The organism is Ensifer sp. ZNC0028, assembly GCF_000799055.1.
GTDB lineage: Bacteria > Pseudomonadota > Alphaproteobacteria > Rhizobiales > Rhizobiaceae > Ensifer.
The window spans coordinates 20,226-36,689 of record NZ_JTLA01000092.1 but is presented as its reverse complement, the minus strand read 5'-3'; the positions used below and the strand labels follow the sequence as shown (position 1 = coordinate 36,689).

The 16,464-nt window shown below is 63.7% G+C and carries 15 protein-coding genes; 5 read left to right on the top strand and 10 right to left on the bottom strand.

Features of this window, described 5'->3' with window-relative positions:
- Window positions 1-2 precede the first annotated feature (2 nt).
- Genes L981_RS21400 through L981_RS21390 form a run of 3 tightly spaced genes read right to left on the bottom strand, consistent with a single transcriptional unit; the run spans window position 3 to window position 1,580 of the window.
- Window positions 3-338 carry a hypothetical protein gene (locus tag L981_RS21400; protein ID WP_043620760.1) on the bottom strand — a complete coding sequence of 112 codons (336 nt, stop codon included), beginning with the start codon at window positions 336-338 and terminating at the stop codon, window positions 3-5.
- Window positions 335-799, bottom strand: coding sequence for a GNAT family N-acetyltransferase (locus tag L981_RS21395; RefSeq protein ID WP_043620757.1), 465 nt, complete (start codon window positions 797-799; stop codon window positions 335-337). Before L981_RS21395 ends, L981_RS21400 begins: the two co-directional genes overlap by 4 nt.
- Window positions 789-1,580, bottom strand: coding sequence for an ABC transporter ATP-binding protein (locus L981_RS21390; protein WP_043620799.1), 792 nt, complete (start codon window positions 1,578-1,580; stop codon window positions 789-791). Before L981_RS21390 ends, L981_RS21395 begins: the two co-directional genes overlap by 11 nt.
- 121 nt (window positions 1,581-1,701) lie before the next feature.
- On the opposite strand from L981_RS21390, the gene L981_RS21385 reads away from it, so the two are divergent.
- Window positions 1,702-2,115 carry a cupin domain-containing protein gene (locus L981_RS21385; protein ID WP_043620754.1) on the top strand — a complete coding sequence of 138 codons (414 nt, stop codon included), beginning with the start codon at window positions 1,702-1,704 and terminating at the stop codon, window positions 2,113-2,115.
- A gap of 93 nt (window positions 2,116-2,208) precedes the next feature.
- On the opposite strand, the gene hydA is transcribed toward L981_RS21385, so the two are convergent.
- Complete coding sequence (gene hydA / locus L981_RS21380) at window positions 2,209-3,663, bottom strand: dihydropyrimidinase (RefSeq protein WP_043620751.1); 1,455 nt, start codon at window positions 3,661-3,663, stop codon at window positions 2,209-2,211.
- Window positions 3,664-3,742: 79 nt separating this feature from the next.
- Window positions 3,743-4,993: a Zn-dependent hydrolase gene (locus L981_RS21375; RefSeq protein WP_156134183.1), complete on the bottom strand. Its 1,251-nt coding sequence runs from the start codon at window positions 4,991-4,993 to the stop codon at window positions 3,743-3,745.
- Between the two features lie 280 nt (window positions 4,994-5,273).
- On the opposite strand from L981_RS21375, the gene L981_RS21370 reads away from it, so the two are divergent.
- Entirely contained in the window at window positions 5,274-5,927 is a 654-nt protein-coding gene (locus tag L981_RS21370) for a TetR family transcriptional regulator C-terminal domain-containing protein (RefSeq protein ID WP_034794116.1), read from the top strand.
- Between the two features lie 17 nt (window positions 5,928-5,944).
- Here the strand turns inward: L981_RS21370 and L981_RS21365 are convergent, their stop codons facing one another.
- The 3 genes from L981_RS21365 to L981_RS21355 form a co-directional block, all read right to left on the bottom strand.
- The gene (locus L981_RS21365) at window positions 5,945-6,874 is read right to left on the bottom strand and encodes a DMT family transporter (RefSeq protein WP_052201928.1); all 930 of its coding nucleotides are present in this window, start codon (window positions 6,872-6,874) and stop codon (window positions 5,945-5,947) included.
- Between the two features lie 149 nt (window positions 6,875-7,023).
- Window positions 7,024-8,700 carry an adenylate/guanylate cyclase domain-containing protein gene (locus L981_RS21360; protein WP_043620745.1) on the bottom strand — a complete coding sequence of 559 codons (1,677 nt, stop codon included), beginning with the start codon at window positions 8,698-8,700 and terminating at the stop codon, window positions 7,024-7,026.
- Window positions 8,701-8,959: 259 nt separating this feature from the next.
- Complete coding sequence (locus L981_RS21355) at window positions 8,960-9,859, bottom strand: LysR family transcriptional regulator (protein WP_043620744.1); 900 nt, start codon at window positions 9,857-9,859, stop codon at window positions 8,960-8,962.
- A 106-nt stretch (window positions 9,860-9,965) separates the two neighbouring features.
- On the opposite strand from L981_RS21355, the gene L981_RS21350 reads away from it, so the two are divergent.
- Window positions 9,966-10,988: an NAD(P)-dependent alcohol dehydrogenase gene (locus L981_RS21350; protein ID WP_043620741.1), complete on the top strand. Its 1,023-nt coding sequence runs from the start codon at window positions 9,966-9,968 to the stop codon at window positions 10,986-10,988.
- 76 nt (window positions 10,989-11,064) lie between these two features.
- Here L981_RS21350 and preA read toward each other — a convergent pair whose 3' ends face one another.
- Both preA and L981_RS21340 read right to left on the bottom strand, forming a co-directional pair.
- A complete protein-coding gene (gene preA / locus L981_RS21345) occupies window positions 11,065-12,378 on the bottom strand; it encodes an NAD-dependent dihydropyrimidine dehydrogenase subunit PreA (protein WP_043620738.1) in 1,314 nt (437 codons plus the stop codon).
- A 20-nt stretch (window positions 12,379-12,398) separates the two neighbouring features.
- Complete coding sequence (locus L981_RS21340) at window positions 12,399-13,760, bottom strand: NAD(P)-dependent oxidoreductase (RefSeq protein ID WP_043620736.1); 1,362 nt, start codon at window positions 13,758-13,760, stop codon at window positions 12,399-12,401.
- 204 nt (window positions 13,761-13,964) lie between these two features.
- Between L981_RS21340 and L981_RS21335 the strand changes: the two genes are divergently transcribed.
- Complete coding sequence (locus tag L981_RS21335) at window positions 13,965-14,918, top strand: sugar-binding transcriptional regulator (RefSeq protein WP_043620734.1); 954 nt, start codon at window positions 13,965-13,967, stop codon at window positions 14,916-14,918.
- A gap of 199 nt (window positions 14,919-15,117) precedes the next feature.
- Window positions 15,118-16,428 (top strand): sugar ABC transporter substrate-binding protein, encoded by a 1,311-nt coding sequence (locus L981_RS21330; RefSeq protein ID WP_043620732.1) that lies wholly within the window; start codon window positions 15,118-15,120, stop codon window positions 16,426-16,428.
- Window positions 16,429-16,464 lie beyond the last annotated feature (36 nt).

Sequence of the window (16,464 nt, the reverse complement as noted above, 5' to 3'; positions counted from 1 at the left end):
CGTCACGCCTTTCCGCTTGCGGGCAACAACATCAGGCCCATGGCGACGATGCCGAGAAGCACGCCGGCGGCCTGGGTGAGGCTCAGTCGTTCGCCGAACACCGTGAAGGCGATGACATTGACCATCACGAGCTGCACGATCGCCGACAGCGAGATGGCAAGGCCGAGGCCGCCCTCGCGCATGAGCTTCACCATGATGATGTTGCCGACCACGTAGAGCCCGAGTGCCAGGAAGAGCATGCCGAGGTTATTGTTGGAGACATAGGCGCGCGAGGCCGTGGCGCCGCCAAGGAAGATCGTCGTTGCGAGCAGCATCCAGAGGCCGAAGGCAAGGTTCATGCCCGCACCTCCCTGCCGCGCCAGCGATAGAGGATATCCGGCAGTTGCTCTTCGTTGTCGCCGTCGGTCCGCCGTACCGCCTTAAAGCCCTGGTGCTCGTAGAAGCGCTGGGCGTCACGGTTGTTTTCGAAGGTCCAAAGGCTCAACTCGTCCGGTGACATCGCCTTGGCGGTGTCGATCAGCCGGGCGCCAATGCCGGCGCCACGGTGCCTCTCGTCGATGTAGAGCGCAGTGACGTGGTGGTCGTCGGAGAGGGAGAGGAAGCCGGCGATCTTGCCATCCTCCTCCGCCAGGAACACGGTGCGTTCGGCAAAGACGGTTTCGGCGTAATAGCGTTCGACATCGGCATGCTCGTGCACCCGCGGCATCCAGGCCGTCGCGTCGATCCAGCGGTTGAGAATGCCGGCGCAGGCGGCCATGTCGGTCTGTTCGGCCCGGCGGATGCCGATGCTATTCGTCATAGCTGTGTCCCGCGCGCAGGCCTTCGCGGACGCGATGGGCGATTTCGAGGAACTCGGGCGTTTCGCGAATGCCGAGCGGCCGTTCGCGCGGCAGCGGCGATTCGATCACGTCGGTGACGCGGCCGGGACGGGGGCTCATCACCACGATCTTGGTTGAGAGGTAGACGGCCTCGGGGATCGAATGGGTGACGAAACAGATCGTCTTGTTGGTGCGGGCCCAGAGCTTCAAGAGCTGTTCGTTGAGGTGGTCGCGCACGATCTCGTCGAGTGCACCGAAGGGCTCGTCCATCAGAAGCAGATCGGCGTCGAAGGCGAGTGCGCGGGCGATCGAGGCGCGCTGCTGCATGCCGCCGGAGAGCTGCCAGGGATATTTCTTGCCGAAGCCCGTGAGGTTGACGAGGTCGAGCGTGCGCTCGATGCGCGCCTTCTTCTCTTCCTTCGAATAGCCCATGATCTCGAGCGGCAGGGCGATGTTGTTTTCGATCGTGCGCCAGGGATAGAGCGCGGCGGCCTGGAAGACATAGCCATAGGCGCGCTCCTTGCGCGCTTCCTCGGGCGTCATGCCGTTGACGCTGATCTTGCCGGACGTCGCTTTTTCAAGATCGGCGATCACGCGCAGGAAGGTCGTCTTGCCGCAACCGGAAGGACCGATGAAGGAAACGAAGTCACCCTTGGCGACATCCAGGTTGACGCCGGTCAGCGCATGGACGGGGCCATCGGCGGTGTCGAAAGTCAGGCAGAGGTCCCGGGCCGAAACCACGGATGCGGTATTGGACGTCATCGGCGAATACTCATTCTGGCTGGTCTGTGTCAGACTGCTATCCGGACCGGCAACATGCAATCGCGGATTTGGGTGCGAAGCCGTTTGTTGCTGGTTTTTCAGGGAATTCTGGAGAACGCTCATGTCTCGATCATCCAATCCGGGCTGTCGCGTGGTTCGTCCTGAAGGCGCCGTGGCCGGCCAGCAGGGGCTCAACTATTTCGAGGGCATTGCGGCGGAGACCGTCGGGGCGACAGGGCTCTGCATGCACATCGTGACGATCCCGCCCGGCGCGCGCGCCAAGGCGCATCTGCACGAGAGCCACGAGACGGCGATCTACGTGCTTTCCGGAGAGGCCTGGACCTGGTTTGGCGAGAGGCTTGAGGAGCACGTCGTCGCTCGGGCCGGCGAGATGGTCTACATCCCCGCCGGCGTGCCGCACCTGGCGGAGAACCGCTCGAACGCGCCCTGTTCGGCCGTCATCGCGCGCACGGACCCGAACCAGCGCGAAAGCCTCGTGCTGCTGCCCGAGCTCGATCACCTCGTGCCCGGCTGACGGCTCCCAGGCCGAAGCGCCCCGCCAAGGTGGCGGGACATGTCCGGTGGGACAGAGCGGCGCGAAGACGTGCAAGCCGCGAAACATGAGGCCTCAGACGCCCGTGGCCGGAATGCCGGTGCGCTGGACAGCGCGGGGGGCAGTGACTTCCTTCCAGGTCGAAAGGGCGGAGCTGACGGCCGGGAAGGGGTCGCGTCGGACGAACTCGCCGTGGCCCTCGCGGGTCTTGATCGTGCTTTCCTCGATCGCGACGACGCCGCGGGTGAGGGTGAAGCGTGGCAGGCCTTTGACTTCCTTGCCCTCGAAGACGTTATAGTCGATCGCCGACTGCTGGCTTTTGGCGGAGATCGTCTTGGTGCGCTTCGGATCCCAGACGACGAGGTCGGCATCGGCGCCGACGAGGATCGCGCCTTTCTTCGGATAGATGTTGAGGATCTTGGCGATGTTGGTCGAGGTCACGGCCACGAACTCGTTCATGGTGATGCGGCCGGTGTTGACGCCGTGGGTCCACAGCATCGGCATGCGGTCTTCGAGGCCGCCGGTGCCGTTCGGGATCTTGGTGAAATCACCGACGCCGAAGCGCTTCTGCTCGGAGGTAAAGGCGCAATGGTCCGTCGCCACCACCTGCAGCGAGCCCGAAGCAAGGCCGGCCCAGAGCGAATCCTGATGCAGCTTGTTGCGGAAGGGCGGTGACATCACGCGGCGGGCCGCATGGTCCCAATCCTTGTTGAAATATTCGGTCTCGTCGAGCGTCAGGTGTTGGATCAACGGTTCGCCGAAGACGCGCATGCCCTTGGAGCGGGCGCGGCGGATCGCTTCGTGCGCCTGTTCGCAGGACGTGTGGACGATGTAGACGGGGCATCCCGCCATGTCGGCGATCATGATCGCGCGGTTGGTCGCTTCGCCTTCGACTTCGGCAGGACGCGAATAGGCGTGCGCTTCAGGGCCGTTGTTGCCCTCGGCGAGCAGCTTTGCCTGCAGCTGGGCGACGACGTCGCCGTTTTCGGCGTGCACCAAGGGCAGCGCGCCAAGGGCGGCGCAGCGCTGGAAGGACGAGAACATCTCGTCGTCATCCACCATCAGCGCGCCCTTATAGGCCATGAAGTGCTTGAAGGTGTTGATGCCCTTGTCCTTGACGATGGTCTCCATCTCGTTGAAGACCTGCTCGCTCCACCAGGTGATCGCCATGTGGAAGGAGTAGTCGCAGTTGGCGCGGGTGGACTTGTTGTCCCACATGGTGAGCGCTTCGAGCAGCGACTGGTTGGGCGAGGGCAGCGCGAAATCGACCACCATGGTCGTGCCGCCGGCAAGGGCCGCACGCGTGCCGCTTTCGAAATCGTCGGAGGAATAGGTGCCCATGAAGGGCATTTCGAGATGCGTATGCGGGTCGATGCCGCCGGGCATGATGTAGCAGCCGCTCGCATCGAGCGTTTCGTCGCCCGACAGGTTCGGGCCGATCTCGACGATCTTTCCGCCCTCGATCTTGACGTCCGCCTTGTAGGTCAGGTCGGCCGTGACGATGGTTCCACCCTTGATGACAGTGCTCATGATTGTTCCTCGCGATTGCGCTTCCGGCAGCCAGGCAGCCGCCACGAAAAAGGGCGGAACTTTCGTCCCGCCCGCAAACTCATTCGACGATTTCGGCCGTTTCGACGACGGCGTGGAAGAGGACGTCGGCCCCGGCGCTGGCCCACTCCCTGGAGATGTCCTCTGCCTCGTTGTGGCTGAGGCCTCCGACGCAGGGGCACATGATCATCGTCGTCGGCGCGACCTTCGCGGCCCAGCAGGCGTCATGCCCGGCGCCTGAGATGAGGTTCATGTGGCTGTAGCCGAGGTGCTCGGCGGCGTTGCGCACGGCACTGACCAGCTTCGGGTCGAAGGTGACCGGCTCGAAGTGGCCGATCGCCTCGATGGAACAGCCGACGCCGAGCACGTCGGTGATTTTTGGCGCTTCGGCCTCGATCTTGGCGCGCATGCGGTCGAGCTTGGCCTTGTCGGGCGAGCGGATGTCGACGGTGAAGACCACTTTGCCCGGCAAGACGTTGCGGGAGTTGGGCGAGAAAAACACCTGGCCGACGCCGCCGACGGCGCCCGGCTGGTTTTCCATCGCGACGCCCTGGACCATTTCCAGGATGCGGGCCATGGCAAGGCCGGCGTTGACGCGCATGTTCATCGGGGTCGAACCCGTATGGGCTTCGCGGCCGGTCAGCGTGAACTCCAGCCACCACAGGCCCTGACAGTGGGTGACGACGCCGATGTCCTTGCCCTCGGCTTCGAGGATCGGGCCCTGCTCGATGTGATATTCGAAATAGGCGTGCATCTTGCGGGCGCCAACTTCTTCGTCGCCGAGCCAGCCGATGCGCTTCAACTCGTCGCCGAAGGTCTTTCCTTCCGGGTCCTTGCGGCCATAGGCGAAGTCCTGGGTAAGCACGCCGGCAAAGACACCGGACGCAAGCATGGCCGGCGCAAAGCGCGCGCCTTCCTCGTTGGTCCAGTTGGTGACGACGACGGGGTGCTTGGTCTTGATTCCGAGATCGTTCATCGAGCGAACGACCTCAAGGCCGGAGAGCACGCCGAGCACGCCGTCATACTTGCCGCCGGTCGGCTGGGTATCGAGGTGTGAGCCGATATAGACGGGCAGGGCATCCGGGTCGGTGCCGGGGCGGGTGAAGAACATATTGCCCATGGTGTCTACGCCCATGGTAAGGCCGGCCTTTTCGCACCAGGACTGGAACAGCCGGCGCCCTTCGGCGTCCTCGTCGGTCAGTGTCTGCCGGTTGTTGCCACCCGCGACACCAGGGCCGATCTTTGCCATTTCCATAAGTGAATCCCACAGGCGGTCGGCATTGACGCGCATGTTCTCGCCAGGTGCAGCCACGGCGGTCTCCTCATCTTTTCAGGGCTTTGCCTTGATCGGCGCGCCCTTATGTTCCCGTGGTCAAATCCAGGCTTGGTTTTTTCTGGTGCCCTTCGATCAGCCGTTGCCTTTGGCGGTGAACTGGCTGATAATTTGACCGGTTGGTAAACATTACAACTTCCGTTGCGGCACTCAAGCCGGAAAAACAAAAAAACGAAGTTGTTGCCCAAGAAGATGGCGAGGCCAGAAATTGGGCAGCCGGTTCCTGCGCGACGAGGCGCGGGCATCGCCAGGGGGACAGATGGTATTACCGAGAGCGGCCAGGACCCAGAGGCGGACCCGGATACAGGGGGAGAAGGAAGAGCGCATTCTCGAGGCGGCGCTCGAAGTCTTTTCCGCCAACGGTTTTCGCGGCTCGACCGTCGACCAGATCGCCGAAGTGGCGGGCATGTCGAAGCCCAATCTGCTCTATTATTTCCGCACCAAGGAGGCGATGCACCGGGCGCTGATCGACCGCGTGCTCGACACCTGGCTTGACCCCTTGCGGGAGTTCAACGCCGAGGGGAACCCGGTCGCCGAGATCCGCAGCTATATCCGACGCAAGCTCGAAATGGCGCGCGACTATCCGCGCGAAAGCCGGCTCTTCGCCAACGAAGTGCTGCAGGGGGCGCCGCATATCGAGGACGAACTCAAAGGGCCCTTGAAGTCGCTGGTCGACGAGAAGGCCGAGGTGATCCGCGCCTGGGCCAAGGCGGGCAAGATCGCCAAATGCGATCCCTATCACCTGATCTTCGCGATCTGGTCCACCACCCAGCATTACGCCGACTTCGACGTGCAGGTGCGCGCCGTGCTCGGCCAGGGCAATGCCGGGGATGGACGTTTCGAGGATGCGGCACGCTTTCTCGAGCGGCTGTTCGTCGACGGGCTGCAGGTGAGCGAGCAGCCGGCGGCCTGAGCCGCTCTTTCTGATTTTCAATCGGGCAGCAGCGCCATCAAGAGCAAGCCGCAGGCGGTGGTGAGCGCGCCGGCAAGCACCGGCAGGCTGGTCCAGCCGTGACCGAGCAGACCTTCGAGCAGGATGATGAAGCTCGGCGTCAGGTAGCCGTAGCCGAGCACCTTCGATGCCGGCAGCCGCATCGAGGCGTATTGCAGGAGCAGGAAGGTGATCGCGGTCGTAACCACGGCAAGATAGAGCACGGCCATCCAGACGATTGCCGGAAGTGCGGCAAAATCGGCGGTGACGAGGCCGACGCCGCCGGGCACCAGCAGCCAGGGCACGGTGAAGACCGCTACCCAGAAGCCGAAGGCGAAGGGACTTTCCTCTCGGCCGAACTTGCGGATCAGCGGCACATAGACCGCGTGGCAGACGACGCCAACGAAGAAGATCAGTTCGCCCTGGCCGACGTCGAAGGCAAGGATCGCGCCGACATCGGCGCGAAAGATCACCCAGACGGCGCCAAGGGCGGCGATGATGAGCCCGGCGAGCACGCCCGGGCGGGTATGCTGACCGAGCAACACGAACGCGAATCCGGCGCTCAAGAGCGGCATCAGCGTGAAGACCGCGCCTGTCGAAACCGGGCTGGTGAACTCCAGCGCCTTGAACATCGTCAGCATGTAGACAGCGATCAGCCCGCCGAGGATCACAAAGCGCCATGCTTGCCTGGGGAAATGAAGGGGAACGCGGGCATAGCCGAAGGTGAGCAGGCCAAGGACCACGACGGTCAACAGATAGCGCCAGAGCGTCAGCGGCCCGGCGCCCATATGTTGGGTGGCAAGGCCGCCGAAGGAAAAGGAGCCGGCGATCAGGACGGCGAAGGTCATCATCGCCAGGTGCGCCTTCAGCTTCTCGGCGCCTTTCGCATGAACCTGGTGCGCGGTTTTCGGGGAGACGTCCTGTTTCATGCGGGCTTCCGGATTGGATCGGCGGCGAGGGCGGGAAGGATCTCTACTACTAGATCATTTCAGCGCCTGATTGAAACCGTGAAAAGATCCAACGGCTTGAACGTATGCAACGTCGGGCGTGAAACTGTTTCACGCTTTCAAGCGTTGCCTTACGCGTTTGACGGGGCTGGCTGCAAGGCCTCGGAGATGCGTGCGGCGTCCTCGACGATCCAGGTTTCGAGCGTCGCCTGCCGGCCGCGCAGGCCGATGTCCAGTCGCTCGTGCCCTTCGATCACCAGGCCCGCACGGTTGACGAGCTCGGCCGAGACGGCCAGTTGCACGTCATGTTCCTTGGCGAGGCCCTCCAGCCGGCTCGCGGTGTTGATGGTATCGCCGACCGCCGTCAGCGATGTCGCCTGGCCGTAGCCGATCTCGCCGATGATCGCCGGGCCTGCGTGCAGGCCCATGGCGATGCGCAGCGGTTCGTCGAGCTCGCCGCGGAAGGTCTGGTTCAGCGTCTCGAGGCCCTTGGATATGCGCACGGCGGCGGCAAGCGACTGACGGCAGGCCTCGGTATAGGTGCTCTTCAGGCCGAAGATAGCCAAAGCGCCGTCGCCAATGAACTTGTCGATGACGCCACCGGAATCCTCGACCGCTTCGCCCACCATCTCGAAGTAGCGGTTGAGCAGGAACACGGTGTCGAAAGGCAGCTTGTGTTCGGCAATGCTGGTGAAGCCGCGCAGGTCGCAGAAGAGCACGGCGATGCGCCGCTCGCGGCCTTCGCCGCCTTCGCGTCCGATCTGCTTCTTGATGCCGAGGCTGTCGCTGTCGAGGATCGGCACGACCGTCACATTGTGCACCGGGCGGAACTGGCAGGCGAGGCGGACATTGTCGGGTGCGCCGATCCGCGTGAGGGTCGCAAGCTCGGCATCCTCGGGCGGCGGCTGGTCTTCGAGGCCCTGGATGATGCGCACGCGGCAGGTCGAGCATCGGCCACGGCCGCCGCAGACCGAGACATGTGCAATGCCGGCCGCGCGGCTTGCTTCGAGCACGCTGAAGCCGAGATTGACGGTGGCGACCCGGCCGTCGGGGTAGCGGACGCGAATGCGCCCACCCTTCGGCATGGCCCGCAGCAGGAAGGTGCCGGCGATCAGGCCGCCAAAGCCGAAATAGAGGCCGAGCCGAATATCCTCGAGGAGCGTCAGGTCGAACTGAGGCTTCGAATAGGAACGGTCGCCGTAGCCGCCATGTTCGGCGTAACCGTCCTCCATCGAGCGGGCGCCGCTGACGAAGCCGAGCAATGCGAAGATCGGCACCAGGATCGCGACCGTGTAGAGCAGGATTTCGTAGCGCGGGAACCAGGCCCGGCCGCGCATCCAGAACCAGGCCCCGAGGCAGCCGTGGCCCCAGACGAGCAGCAGGGCGACGGACTGCCTGATGGCGTTGAACGAATTCGACCAGAGCGTGCGGAGCATGTCCGGATAGTCGGCGTCGATCCCGGTGAGGAGCGGCTCGACGCGCGCGGCGGTGACATGGCCGATCAGCAGGAAGGGCAGGCTGAGACCGAAGACGATCTTCAGCGCCTCGCGCGCCGGCATCCTGAGCGTCTGCCGGCGATAGATGCTTTCGAGCGCCATGACGAAGTGCAAAAGCAGGGCGCCATAGAGCAGCACCGTGCCGGGCAGGCTGTGCCAGATGAGATTGAAGCCCCTGCGGGCGGTTTCCATCGCCTCGATGGAGATCAGGCCGAGCGAATGATTGAAGAAATGCGCCAGGACGAACGTACCGAGGATGGCCCCGGAGACGAGGTGAATTCGCTTGCGTCGGTTGGCCGAAATGATCGTCAAGCAACAAGTCCGGCTCTGCCGGAGCGTCGTCCGGCTGCAGTGTCAAAACCGTCGGAGACAGCGCTACGGCCCTGATCGAGCCGGCGGCGCACCCCGTATGAGTTCTCCCTTATTATCCAGATCGTGCGAGCCGACAACTTACCATTTTTACACAATCTGTTTCGTTTTCGTGTCCTGTTCGTTATCGGCTGGGAAGGCTATTCAGCTCTGTTGGCCACCTGCTTCGATCGTCTTGGCGCCCATCCAACGCAATGCCGCCTCATTCCATCATCGGCGGCAGGCGTGCGGCCAGCGTATCGATGAGCAGCCGCAGCTTTGACGGCATGTACTGGGTCTTCGGCCAGACGACATAGGTGCCGTAGGACAGCGCCGGCGTGTCCGTGAGTATCCGCACCAACGAGCCAGAGGCGATGGCGTTGCGAACGAGCCAGCAGGGCAGCCAGGCTATGCCGAAGCCGCCGGCTGCCGCATCGGCGATCGACGTCAGGTCGTCGAGCCGCAGCCGCGATGGCGGCGTGACGGTTCGCACCTGCGTCCCCTTTCCCGGAAAGGACCAGGCGTGCGGCTGACCGCTGCGCCGATACAGGATCGCCTGATGGGACATCAGGTCGTCGATCGTTTCCGGGGTGCCGTTTGCTTCGAGATAGGCCGGCGAGGCGCAGACGGTCATGCGCTGGTCGACGATCTTTCGCGTCATCAGGTCCGGTTCACTGCGCAGCGGACCGGTGCGGATGGCGAGGTCGAAGCCGTCCTCGACGAGATCGACGTTGCGGTCGCTGAAATTGAGGTCGAACTCCAGGCGCGGGTGTGTCCGCAGCAGTTCCGACAGCAGCGGCATGACGCATTGGCGTCCGAAATGCACCGGCATCGACAGGCGCAGGCGGCCCTGGATCTCCTGCTTGCCGGATTCCAGCAACGCTTCGCCGGCCCGGATTTCACCGAGCGCCCGCAGGCAGTTTTCGTAGAAAAGCTGGCCCTCGTCGGTGAGGCTCTGGGTGCGCGTGGTGCGGTGGAAGAGGCGGACGCCCAACCGCTGTTCGAGCTTGGCAACGGTCTTACCAACCGCGGAGCGCGACAGGTTGAGCCTTTCGGCAGCGGCGGAAAACCCGCCGGCGTCAGCCGCTTCCACGAACACCGAGACACCATTGAGGTCGCTCATATTTGTATCCTTCAGGGAACCAATATGTCGAAATCATATCGCAACTGGAGAGATAATTTCAACGCTATGGTTTCTTCATCTGATCGAACCGATGAAAGGAAAGACCATGGCAAGACTGATGAAGGAATGGACCATCGACAGGTTCGGCGCCGCCAACCTGAAACTTACCGAACGGCGCGTTCCGGAGGCCGGTCCGGGCGAGGTGCTCGTTCGCACGACCGCCCTGTCGCTCAATTTCCGCGACAAGCTGGTCCTGGAAAACGGCATGGGCATGCCGCTTTCCTTCCCTTTCGTGCCGGGCTCCGACATGGCCGGCGTGGTCGAAGCGGTCGGCCGGGGCGTCACCCGCTTCCAGCCGGGCGATCGGGTCATCTCCGTCTTCGATCCCACCTGGATCGACGGCCAGAAGCCGGGCACGGCCCGTCACCCCACCTCCTTCGCGCTCGGCGGTCTCAATCCGGGTGTCGCTTCGCAATATGTCGCCTTTCCGGAGGGCTGGTTCGTGAAGGCGCCTGAAAGCCTTGACGACGCTGAGGCGAGCACCTTGCCCTGTGCCGGGGTGACGGCCTGGTTCGCACTGGTCGAGAAGGGGCATCCGAAGGCCGGCGACCGCGTCGTCGTGCAGGGCACCGGCGGCGTATCGCTGTTCGGCCTGCAGATCGCAAAGGCACATGGCGCCGAGGTTATCGTCACGTCGGCGAGCCAGGAAAAGCTCGAGCGCGCGCTTGCTCTGGGCGCCGACCATGGCATCAACCGCGTGAGCGAGGATTGGGCGGAGCGCGTTCTTGAGATCACCGGCGATCGCGGCGCGGACCATATCCTGGAGATCGCCGGTGGCGCCAATCTCGGCAAGTCGCTGCAAGCTGTGGCCGTGCAAGGGCGGATTTCGGTCATCGGGGTATTCGAGGGCGCCGAGATCTCTGCGCCGGTGACCCCGGTTCTTCTGAAATCGCCCGTGATCCAGGGCATCGGCGTCGCCCATCGCCGGGCATTGGAAGATCTTGTCGGCGCCATCGATCGGACAGGGATCAAGCCGGTGATCGACGCGCGCTACCGGTTCTCCGAATTGCCGGACGCGCTGGCGCATCTCGACCGCGGTCCGTTCGGCAAGGTGGTCGTCGAGGTCTGAGTTGAACGACGAAGCCGCCGGCTGGAGGCCCGGCGGCTTCGTTCGATGCGGTGCGGGCAAACCCGCTCGGGTACCGTTATTCCGCGGCCTGGCGGGCCATCGGGTTGTTCGGGTGCGTGGTCCAGTTGGCGTAGTTCGGATCAACCGGCTTGCCGGTACGCTGATCGATCGTGCCGACCGGCAGCTCTTCCATGGTGATGCAGTTTTCGACGGGACAGACGTTGACGCAGAGATTGCAGCCGACGCATTCGTCTTCCATCACCTCGAAGTGGCGTACGCCGTTGACGAACTGCGTGATCGCCTGGTGCGAGGTATCCTCGCAGGCGATGTGGCAGCGACCGCACTTGATGCAGGCATCCTGGTCGATCTTCGCCTTGGCGATGTAGTTGAGGTTCAGGTACTGCCAGTCGGTGACGTTCGGGACCGCGCGCCCGGTGATGTCGTCGAGGTCGCGGTGACCCTTGGCGTCCATCCAGTCGGAAAGGCCCGAGATCATTTCCTGGACGATCTTGAAGCCGTAGGTCATGGCTGCCGTGCAGACCTGAACGTTGCCGGCACCGAGCGCCAGGAACTCGGCTGCATCGCGCCAGGTGGTGATGCCGCCGATGCCGGAGATCGGCAGGCCATAGGTTTCCGGATCGCGGGCGATCTCGGCGACCATGTTGAGCGCGATCGGCTTCACCGCCGGGCCGCAATAGCCGCCGTGGGTACCCTTGCCGCCAACCGTCGGGTTCGGCGCGAAGTTGTCGAGATCGACCGAGACGATCGAGTTGATCGTGTTGATCAGCGACACGGCGTCGGTGCCGCCGGCCTTGGCGGCACGGGCGGGCTTGCGGATGTCGGTGATGTTGGGCGTCAGCTTGGTGATGACGGGCATGCGCGTGTACTGCTTGCACCAGCGCACGACCATTTCGATATATTCCGGCACCTGGCCGACCGCAGCACCCATGCCGCGCTCGGACATGCCGTGCGGACAGCCGAAGTTGAGTTCGATGCCGTCGGCACCGGTTTCCTCGACCAGCGGCAGGATCGCCTTCCACGCCTCTTCCTCGCAGGGCACCATGATCGAAGCGATCAGGGCGCGATCCGGCCAGTTCATCTTCACCTGCTTCATTTCGCGCAGGTTCACATAAAGGTCGCGGTCGGTGATGAGCTCGATGTTGTTCAAGCCCAGCAGCCGGCGGTCGGCGCCCCAGATCGCGCCGTAGCGCGGTCCGTTGACGTTGACGACCGGCGGGCCCTCCTCGCCGAGCGTCTTCCAGACGACGCCGCCCCAGCCCGCCTTGAAGGCGCGCTCGACGTTATAGGCCTTGTCCGTCGGCGGCGCGGATGCCAGCCAGAACGGGTTCGGGGATTTGATGCCGACGAAATTGTTGCGAAGATCAGCCATTGGTTTCTCCTCCCGATCCCTTAGGCAACTGCGCTCGCGCGCGGCTGAGCCGCGGCGAAGGCCCGATTGATCGATTCAGCCGCGTCGCGGCCCATGGCGACGGCCGAGACCGTGAGGTCTTCACCGCCGAGCACACAGTCGCCGCCGGCCCAGACGTTGGGGAGCGACGTGCGCCCTTCGGCGTCGGCAACGATCCGGCCGCCTTCGAGCTGCAGCGCGCCGAGGCCGGCGCCGAGGAAGCTCTGGCCGATCGCCTTGAAGATCTGGTCGGCGGCAATGATACCGGTTTCCCCGGTTGCCGTCAGCTTTCCGTCTTCAAGCGTCGTATATTCCAGCTCGATGCCGGCGACCTTGCCGTCCTTCTCGGCGATGCGCTTGGGCTGCAGCCAATGGCGGATAGTGACGCCCTTGGAGGCCGCCAGGTCCTGTTCGAACTCGGAGGCGTTCATGTGTTCCTTGCCGCGGCGATAGCAGATCGTCACCTCTTCGGCGCCGAGCAACTTGGCTTGCACCGCCGCGTCGATGGCGGTCATGCCGCCGCCGAGAACGACGACGCGGCGCCCGACCGCAATGTCGGCCTTGGTCTTCGACTGGCGAAGCGCTGCGATGAAGTCGACGGCGTCGTCAACGCCTTCGGCATTTTCACCTTCGAGGCGCAACGCGTTGACGCCGGCGAGGCCGAGGCCGAGGAAGACGCCGTCATATTGCTCCGAGAGGTCGGCAAGGGTGAATTCGCGGCCGAGTGCCTGCCCATGGCGCACTTCGATGCCGCCGATCGCCAGCACGTAGTCGACTTCCTTCTGGGCGAAGTCATCGACCGACTTGTAGGCGGCAATGCCGTATTCGTTGAGGCCGCCGGACTTCGGACGGGCATCGTAGATCACGACGTCGTGGCCCTTGATGGCGAGCCGATGGGCGGCAGCAAGACCGGCCGGGCCGGCGCCGACGACGGCGACCTTATGGCCGGAGCTTTCCGCGCGGGTGTAGAACTGCTTGTTTTCCTTCATCGCCACGTCGGTCGCATAGCGCTGCAGGCGGCCGATCTCGACCGGGCGCTCCTCGGCGGCGTTGCGAACGCAGGCCTGTTCGCAGAGCGTCTCGGTGGGACAGACGCGGGCGCACATGCCGCCGAGAATATTCTGATCGAAGATCGTCTTGGCCGATCCGATCGGATTGCCCGTCGATATCTGCCGAATGAACAGCGGGATATCGATGGAGGTGGGACAGGCCGTCATGCACGGCGCGTCATGACAGAAATAACAGCGGTCGGAAGCGACGAGGGCCTCGTGCTTGTCGAGCGGCGGATGCAGGTCGGAGAAATTGCTCTCGTACTCCCCGAGCGGCAGGCGGCCGCCGAGGATCCCAGATTGTGTCGTTCCCATTTTTGGCTCCCAATGTTTTCTCAGGATGATGGAACGGTAACACGCTTTATTTTTTTATCAAACGGTAAAAATTTGGGGCCGAAACGGGCAAAAAGCCTTGTGCTCCCGGGCTTTGGAGCAGACCTGCCAAGCCCTTGTTCTTGGCCGATGTTTGACAGCGCGGGGCAATAGTGGCAGCAGATCATGGGGGAACGGAGAACAGCGATGGCGCGCAGGGGCGAGGCGAACAACAGGCTTGACGATGCTGCCCGGGCTGGCTGGCTATACTATGTCGCCGGCCGAACCCAGGACGAGATCGCGACCGTCATGGGGATCTCGCGCCAGTCGGCGCAGCGGCTGGTTTCGCTCGCCATGTCCGAGCGGCTGATCAAGGTCCGGCTCGACCATCCGATCGCGGCCTGCCTGGAAGCGGCGGCAGGTCTTCGCGACAAATACGGGCTGAAACATGTGGAGGTGGTGCCGAGCGATCCGGGCTCGACCTCGACGACCGTCGGCATCGCGGAGGCGGGTGCTGCCGAGATCGAGCGCTGGCTGAAATCGCCGGAGCCGCAGGTGCTGGCGATCGGTACCGGCCGCACGCTGAAGGCGGCGGTCGACCAGTTGCCGCCGATGGAATGTCCGCAGCACCGGATCGTTTCGCTCACCGGCAATATCGGCCTCGACGGTTCGGCCGCCTATTACAACGTCATCTTCAGCATGGCCGATGCGGTCAAGGCGCGGCATTTTCCGATGCCGCTGCCGGTGCTTGCCGCTTCGGCCGAGGAGCGCGAGGTGCTGCACAGCCAGAGCCTGGTGCAGGTGGCGCTCAAGCTCGGCGCCGAGGCCAATGTCGCCTTCGTCGGTGTCGGCGAACTCGGGCCCGATGCACCGCTCTGCCAGGACGGGTTTCTGGCGCAAGAGGAGATGGCCGGCCTGACCAAGGCGGGTGCTGCGGGCGAGATCTGCGGCTGGATGTTCGATCATGACGGCGCGTTGCTCTCGGGCAGCTTCAACGAGCGCGTCGCCTCCGTTCCCTTGCCGCCGCGCGACAAGGCCTCGGTGATCGGGCTTGCCAAGGGCCGGCGCAAATATGAGGCGCTGAGGGCGGCGGTAAAGGGCGGCATCATCAACGGCCTTATCACCGATGAGGCGACTGCGAGCTATCTGCTCAACGCTTGAGCGTAATGCGAAACGTTTGAAAAGGCCGGCCGATGCGCCGGCCTTTCGCATTTGCGTAACGAAAAAATCGGCAGTCAAAACAATCTTCTAATGTTCCCGTGTGCAGCGCAGCAACGATTGCACATTGACATTTTGTCACGAGAAGTGAGTAATTGCCCATGAGCGAGGCAAATGCTCAATTTCTTCTGGGAGGAAGTCGATGAACTTGAGAACTTTCCTGCTGGGCACGTGCTCGGCAGTCGCACTGTCGGGTCTGGCCCAAGCAGAAACCCTGACGATCGCGACCGTGAACAACGGCGACATGATCCGGATGCAGAAGCTGACGGAAGATTTCACGTCCAAGAATCCGGACATTCAGCTCGAGTGGGTAACGCTTGAGGAAAACGTGCTGCGCCAGCGCGTGACGACCGATATCGCCACCAAGGGCGGCCAGTACGACATCATGACGATCGGCACCTATGAAGTGCCGATCTGGGCGAAGCAGGGCTGGCTGCTGCCGCTCGACAATCTCGGCGCCGACTACGATGTCGACGACCTGCTGCCGGCAATCCGCTCGGGCCTCACCATCGACGGCAAGCTCTATGCAGCACCCTTCTACGGCGAAAGCTCGATGGTGATGTATCGCAAGGACCTGTTCGAAAAGGCCGGGCTGACGATGCCCGACGCGCCGACCTGGGACTTCATCGCCGACGCGGCGCGCAAGATCACTGACAAGAACGCCGAAGTCTACGGCATCTGCCTGCGCGGCAAGGCCGGCTGGGGCGAGAACATGGCCTTCCTGACGGCGACCGCAAACGCCTTCGGCGCCCGCTGGTTCGACGAAAACTGGAAGCCGCAGTTCGACCAGCCCGAATGGAAGAACGCGCTCGACTTCTACGTCAAGCTGATGAACGACGCCGGACCGCCCGGCGCATCCTCGAACGGCTTCAACGAGAACCTGTCGCTGTTCCAGACGGGCAAGTGCGGCATGTGGATCGACGCGACGGTGGCTGCGTCCTTCGTCACAAATCCGAAGGAATCGACCGTTGCCGACAAGGTCGGCTTTGCGCTTGCTCCCGACACCGGTCTTGGCAAGCGCGGCAACTGGCTCTGGGCCTGGAACCTCGCGATCCCCGCCGGCTCGCAGAAAGTCGCCTCGGCCGAGAAGTTCATCTCCTGGGCAACCGGCAAGGACTACCTGAAGCTGGTCGCCGACAAGGAAGGCTGGGCGAACGTGCCTCCGGGCACGCGCACCTCGCTCTACGCCAACCCCGAGTACCAGAAGGCGGCACCGTTCGCGAAGATGACGCTCGACTCGATCAACGCGGCCGATCCGAAGAACCCGGCGGTCAAGCCGGTTCCCTATGTCGGCGTGCAGTTCGTGGCGATCCCGGAATTCCAGGGTCTCGGCACGGCGGTCGGCCAGCAGTTCTCGGCAGCGCTTGCCGGACAGATGAGCGTCGACCAGGCGCTTGCCAGCGCCCAGCAGCTCACCGAGCGTGAGATGACCAAGGCTGGCTACATCAAGTGAGGCTCCCAAGGGCCCGGGGTGCTGGCCGCGAATGGC

Excerpts from the sequence above, each read along its gene's own strand:
- L981_RS21355 (WP_043620744.1), bottom strand. The coding sequence starts at position 9,859 with ATGAGCGACCTCAATGGTGTCTCGGTGTTCGTGGAAGCGGCTGACGCC.
- hydA (WP_043620751.1), bottom strand. The coding sequence starts at position 3,663 with ATGAGCACTGTCATCAAGGGTGGAACCATCGTCACGGCCGACCTGACC.
- L981_RS21330 (WP_043620732.1), top strand. The coding sequence starts at position 15,118 with ATGAACTTGAGAACTTTCCTGCTGGGCACGTGCTCGGCAGTCGCACTG.
- L981_RS21370 (WP_034794116.1), top strand. The coding sequence starts at position 5,274 with ATGGTATTACCGAGAGCGGCCAGGACCCAGAGGCGGACCCGGATACAG.
- L981_RS21385 (WP_043620754.1), top strand. The coding sequence starts at position 1,702 with ATGTCTCGATCATCCAATCCGGGCTGTCGCGTGGTTCGTCCTGAAGGC.
- L981_RS21400 (WP_043620760.1), bottom strand. The coding sequence starts at position 338 with ATGAACCTTGCCTTCGGCCTCTGGATGCTGCTCGCAACGACGATCTTC.
- preA (WP_043620738.1), bottom strand. The coding sequence starts at position 12,378 with ATGGCTGATCTTCGCAACAATTTCGTCGGCATCAAATCCCCGAACCCG.
- L981_RS21340 (WP_043620736.1), bottom strand. The coding sequence starts at position 13,760 with ATGGGAACGACACAATCTGGGATCCTCGGCGGCCGCCTGCCGCTCGGG.
- L981_RS21390 (WP_043620799.1), bottom strand. The coding sequence starts at position 1,580 with ATGACGTCCAATACCGCATCCGTGGTTTCGGCCCGGGACCTCTGCCTG.
- L981_RS21395 (WP_043620757.1), bottom strand. The coding sequence starts at position 799 with ATGACGAATAGCATCGGCATCCGCCGGGCCGAACAGACCGACATGGCC.
- L981_RS21350 (WP_043620741.1), top strand. The coding sequence starts at position 9,966 with ATGGCAAGACTGATGAAGGAATGGACCATCGACAGGTTCGGCGCCGCC.
- L981_RS21335 (WP_043620734.1), top strand. The coding sequence starts at position 13,965 with ATGGCGCGCAGGGGCGAGGCGAACAACAGGCTTGACGATGCTGCCCGG.
- L981_RS21365 (WP_052201928.1), bottom strand. The coding sequence starts at position 6,874 with ATGAAACAGGACGTCTCCCCGAAAACCGCGCACCAGGTTCATGCGAAA.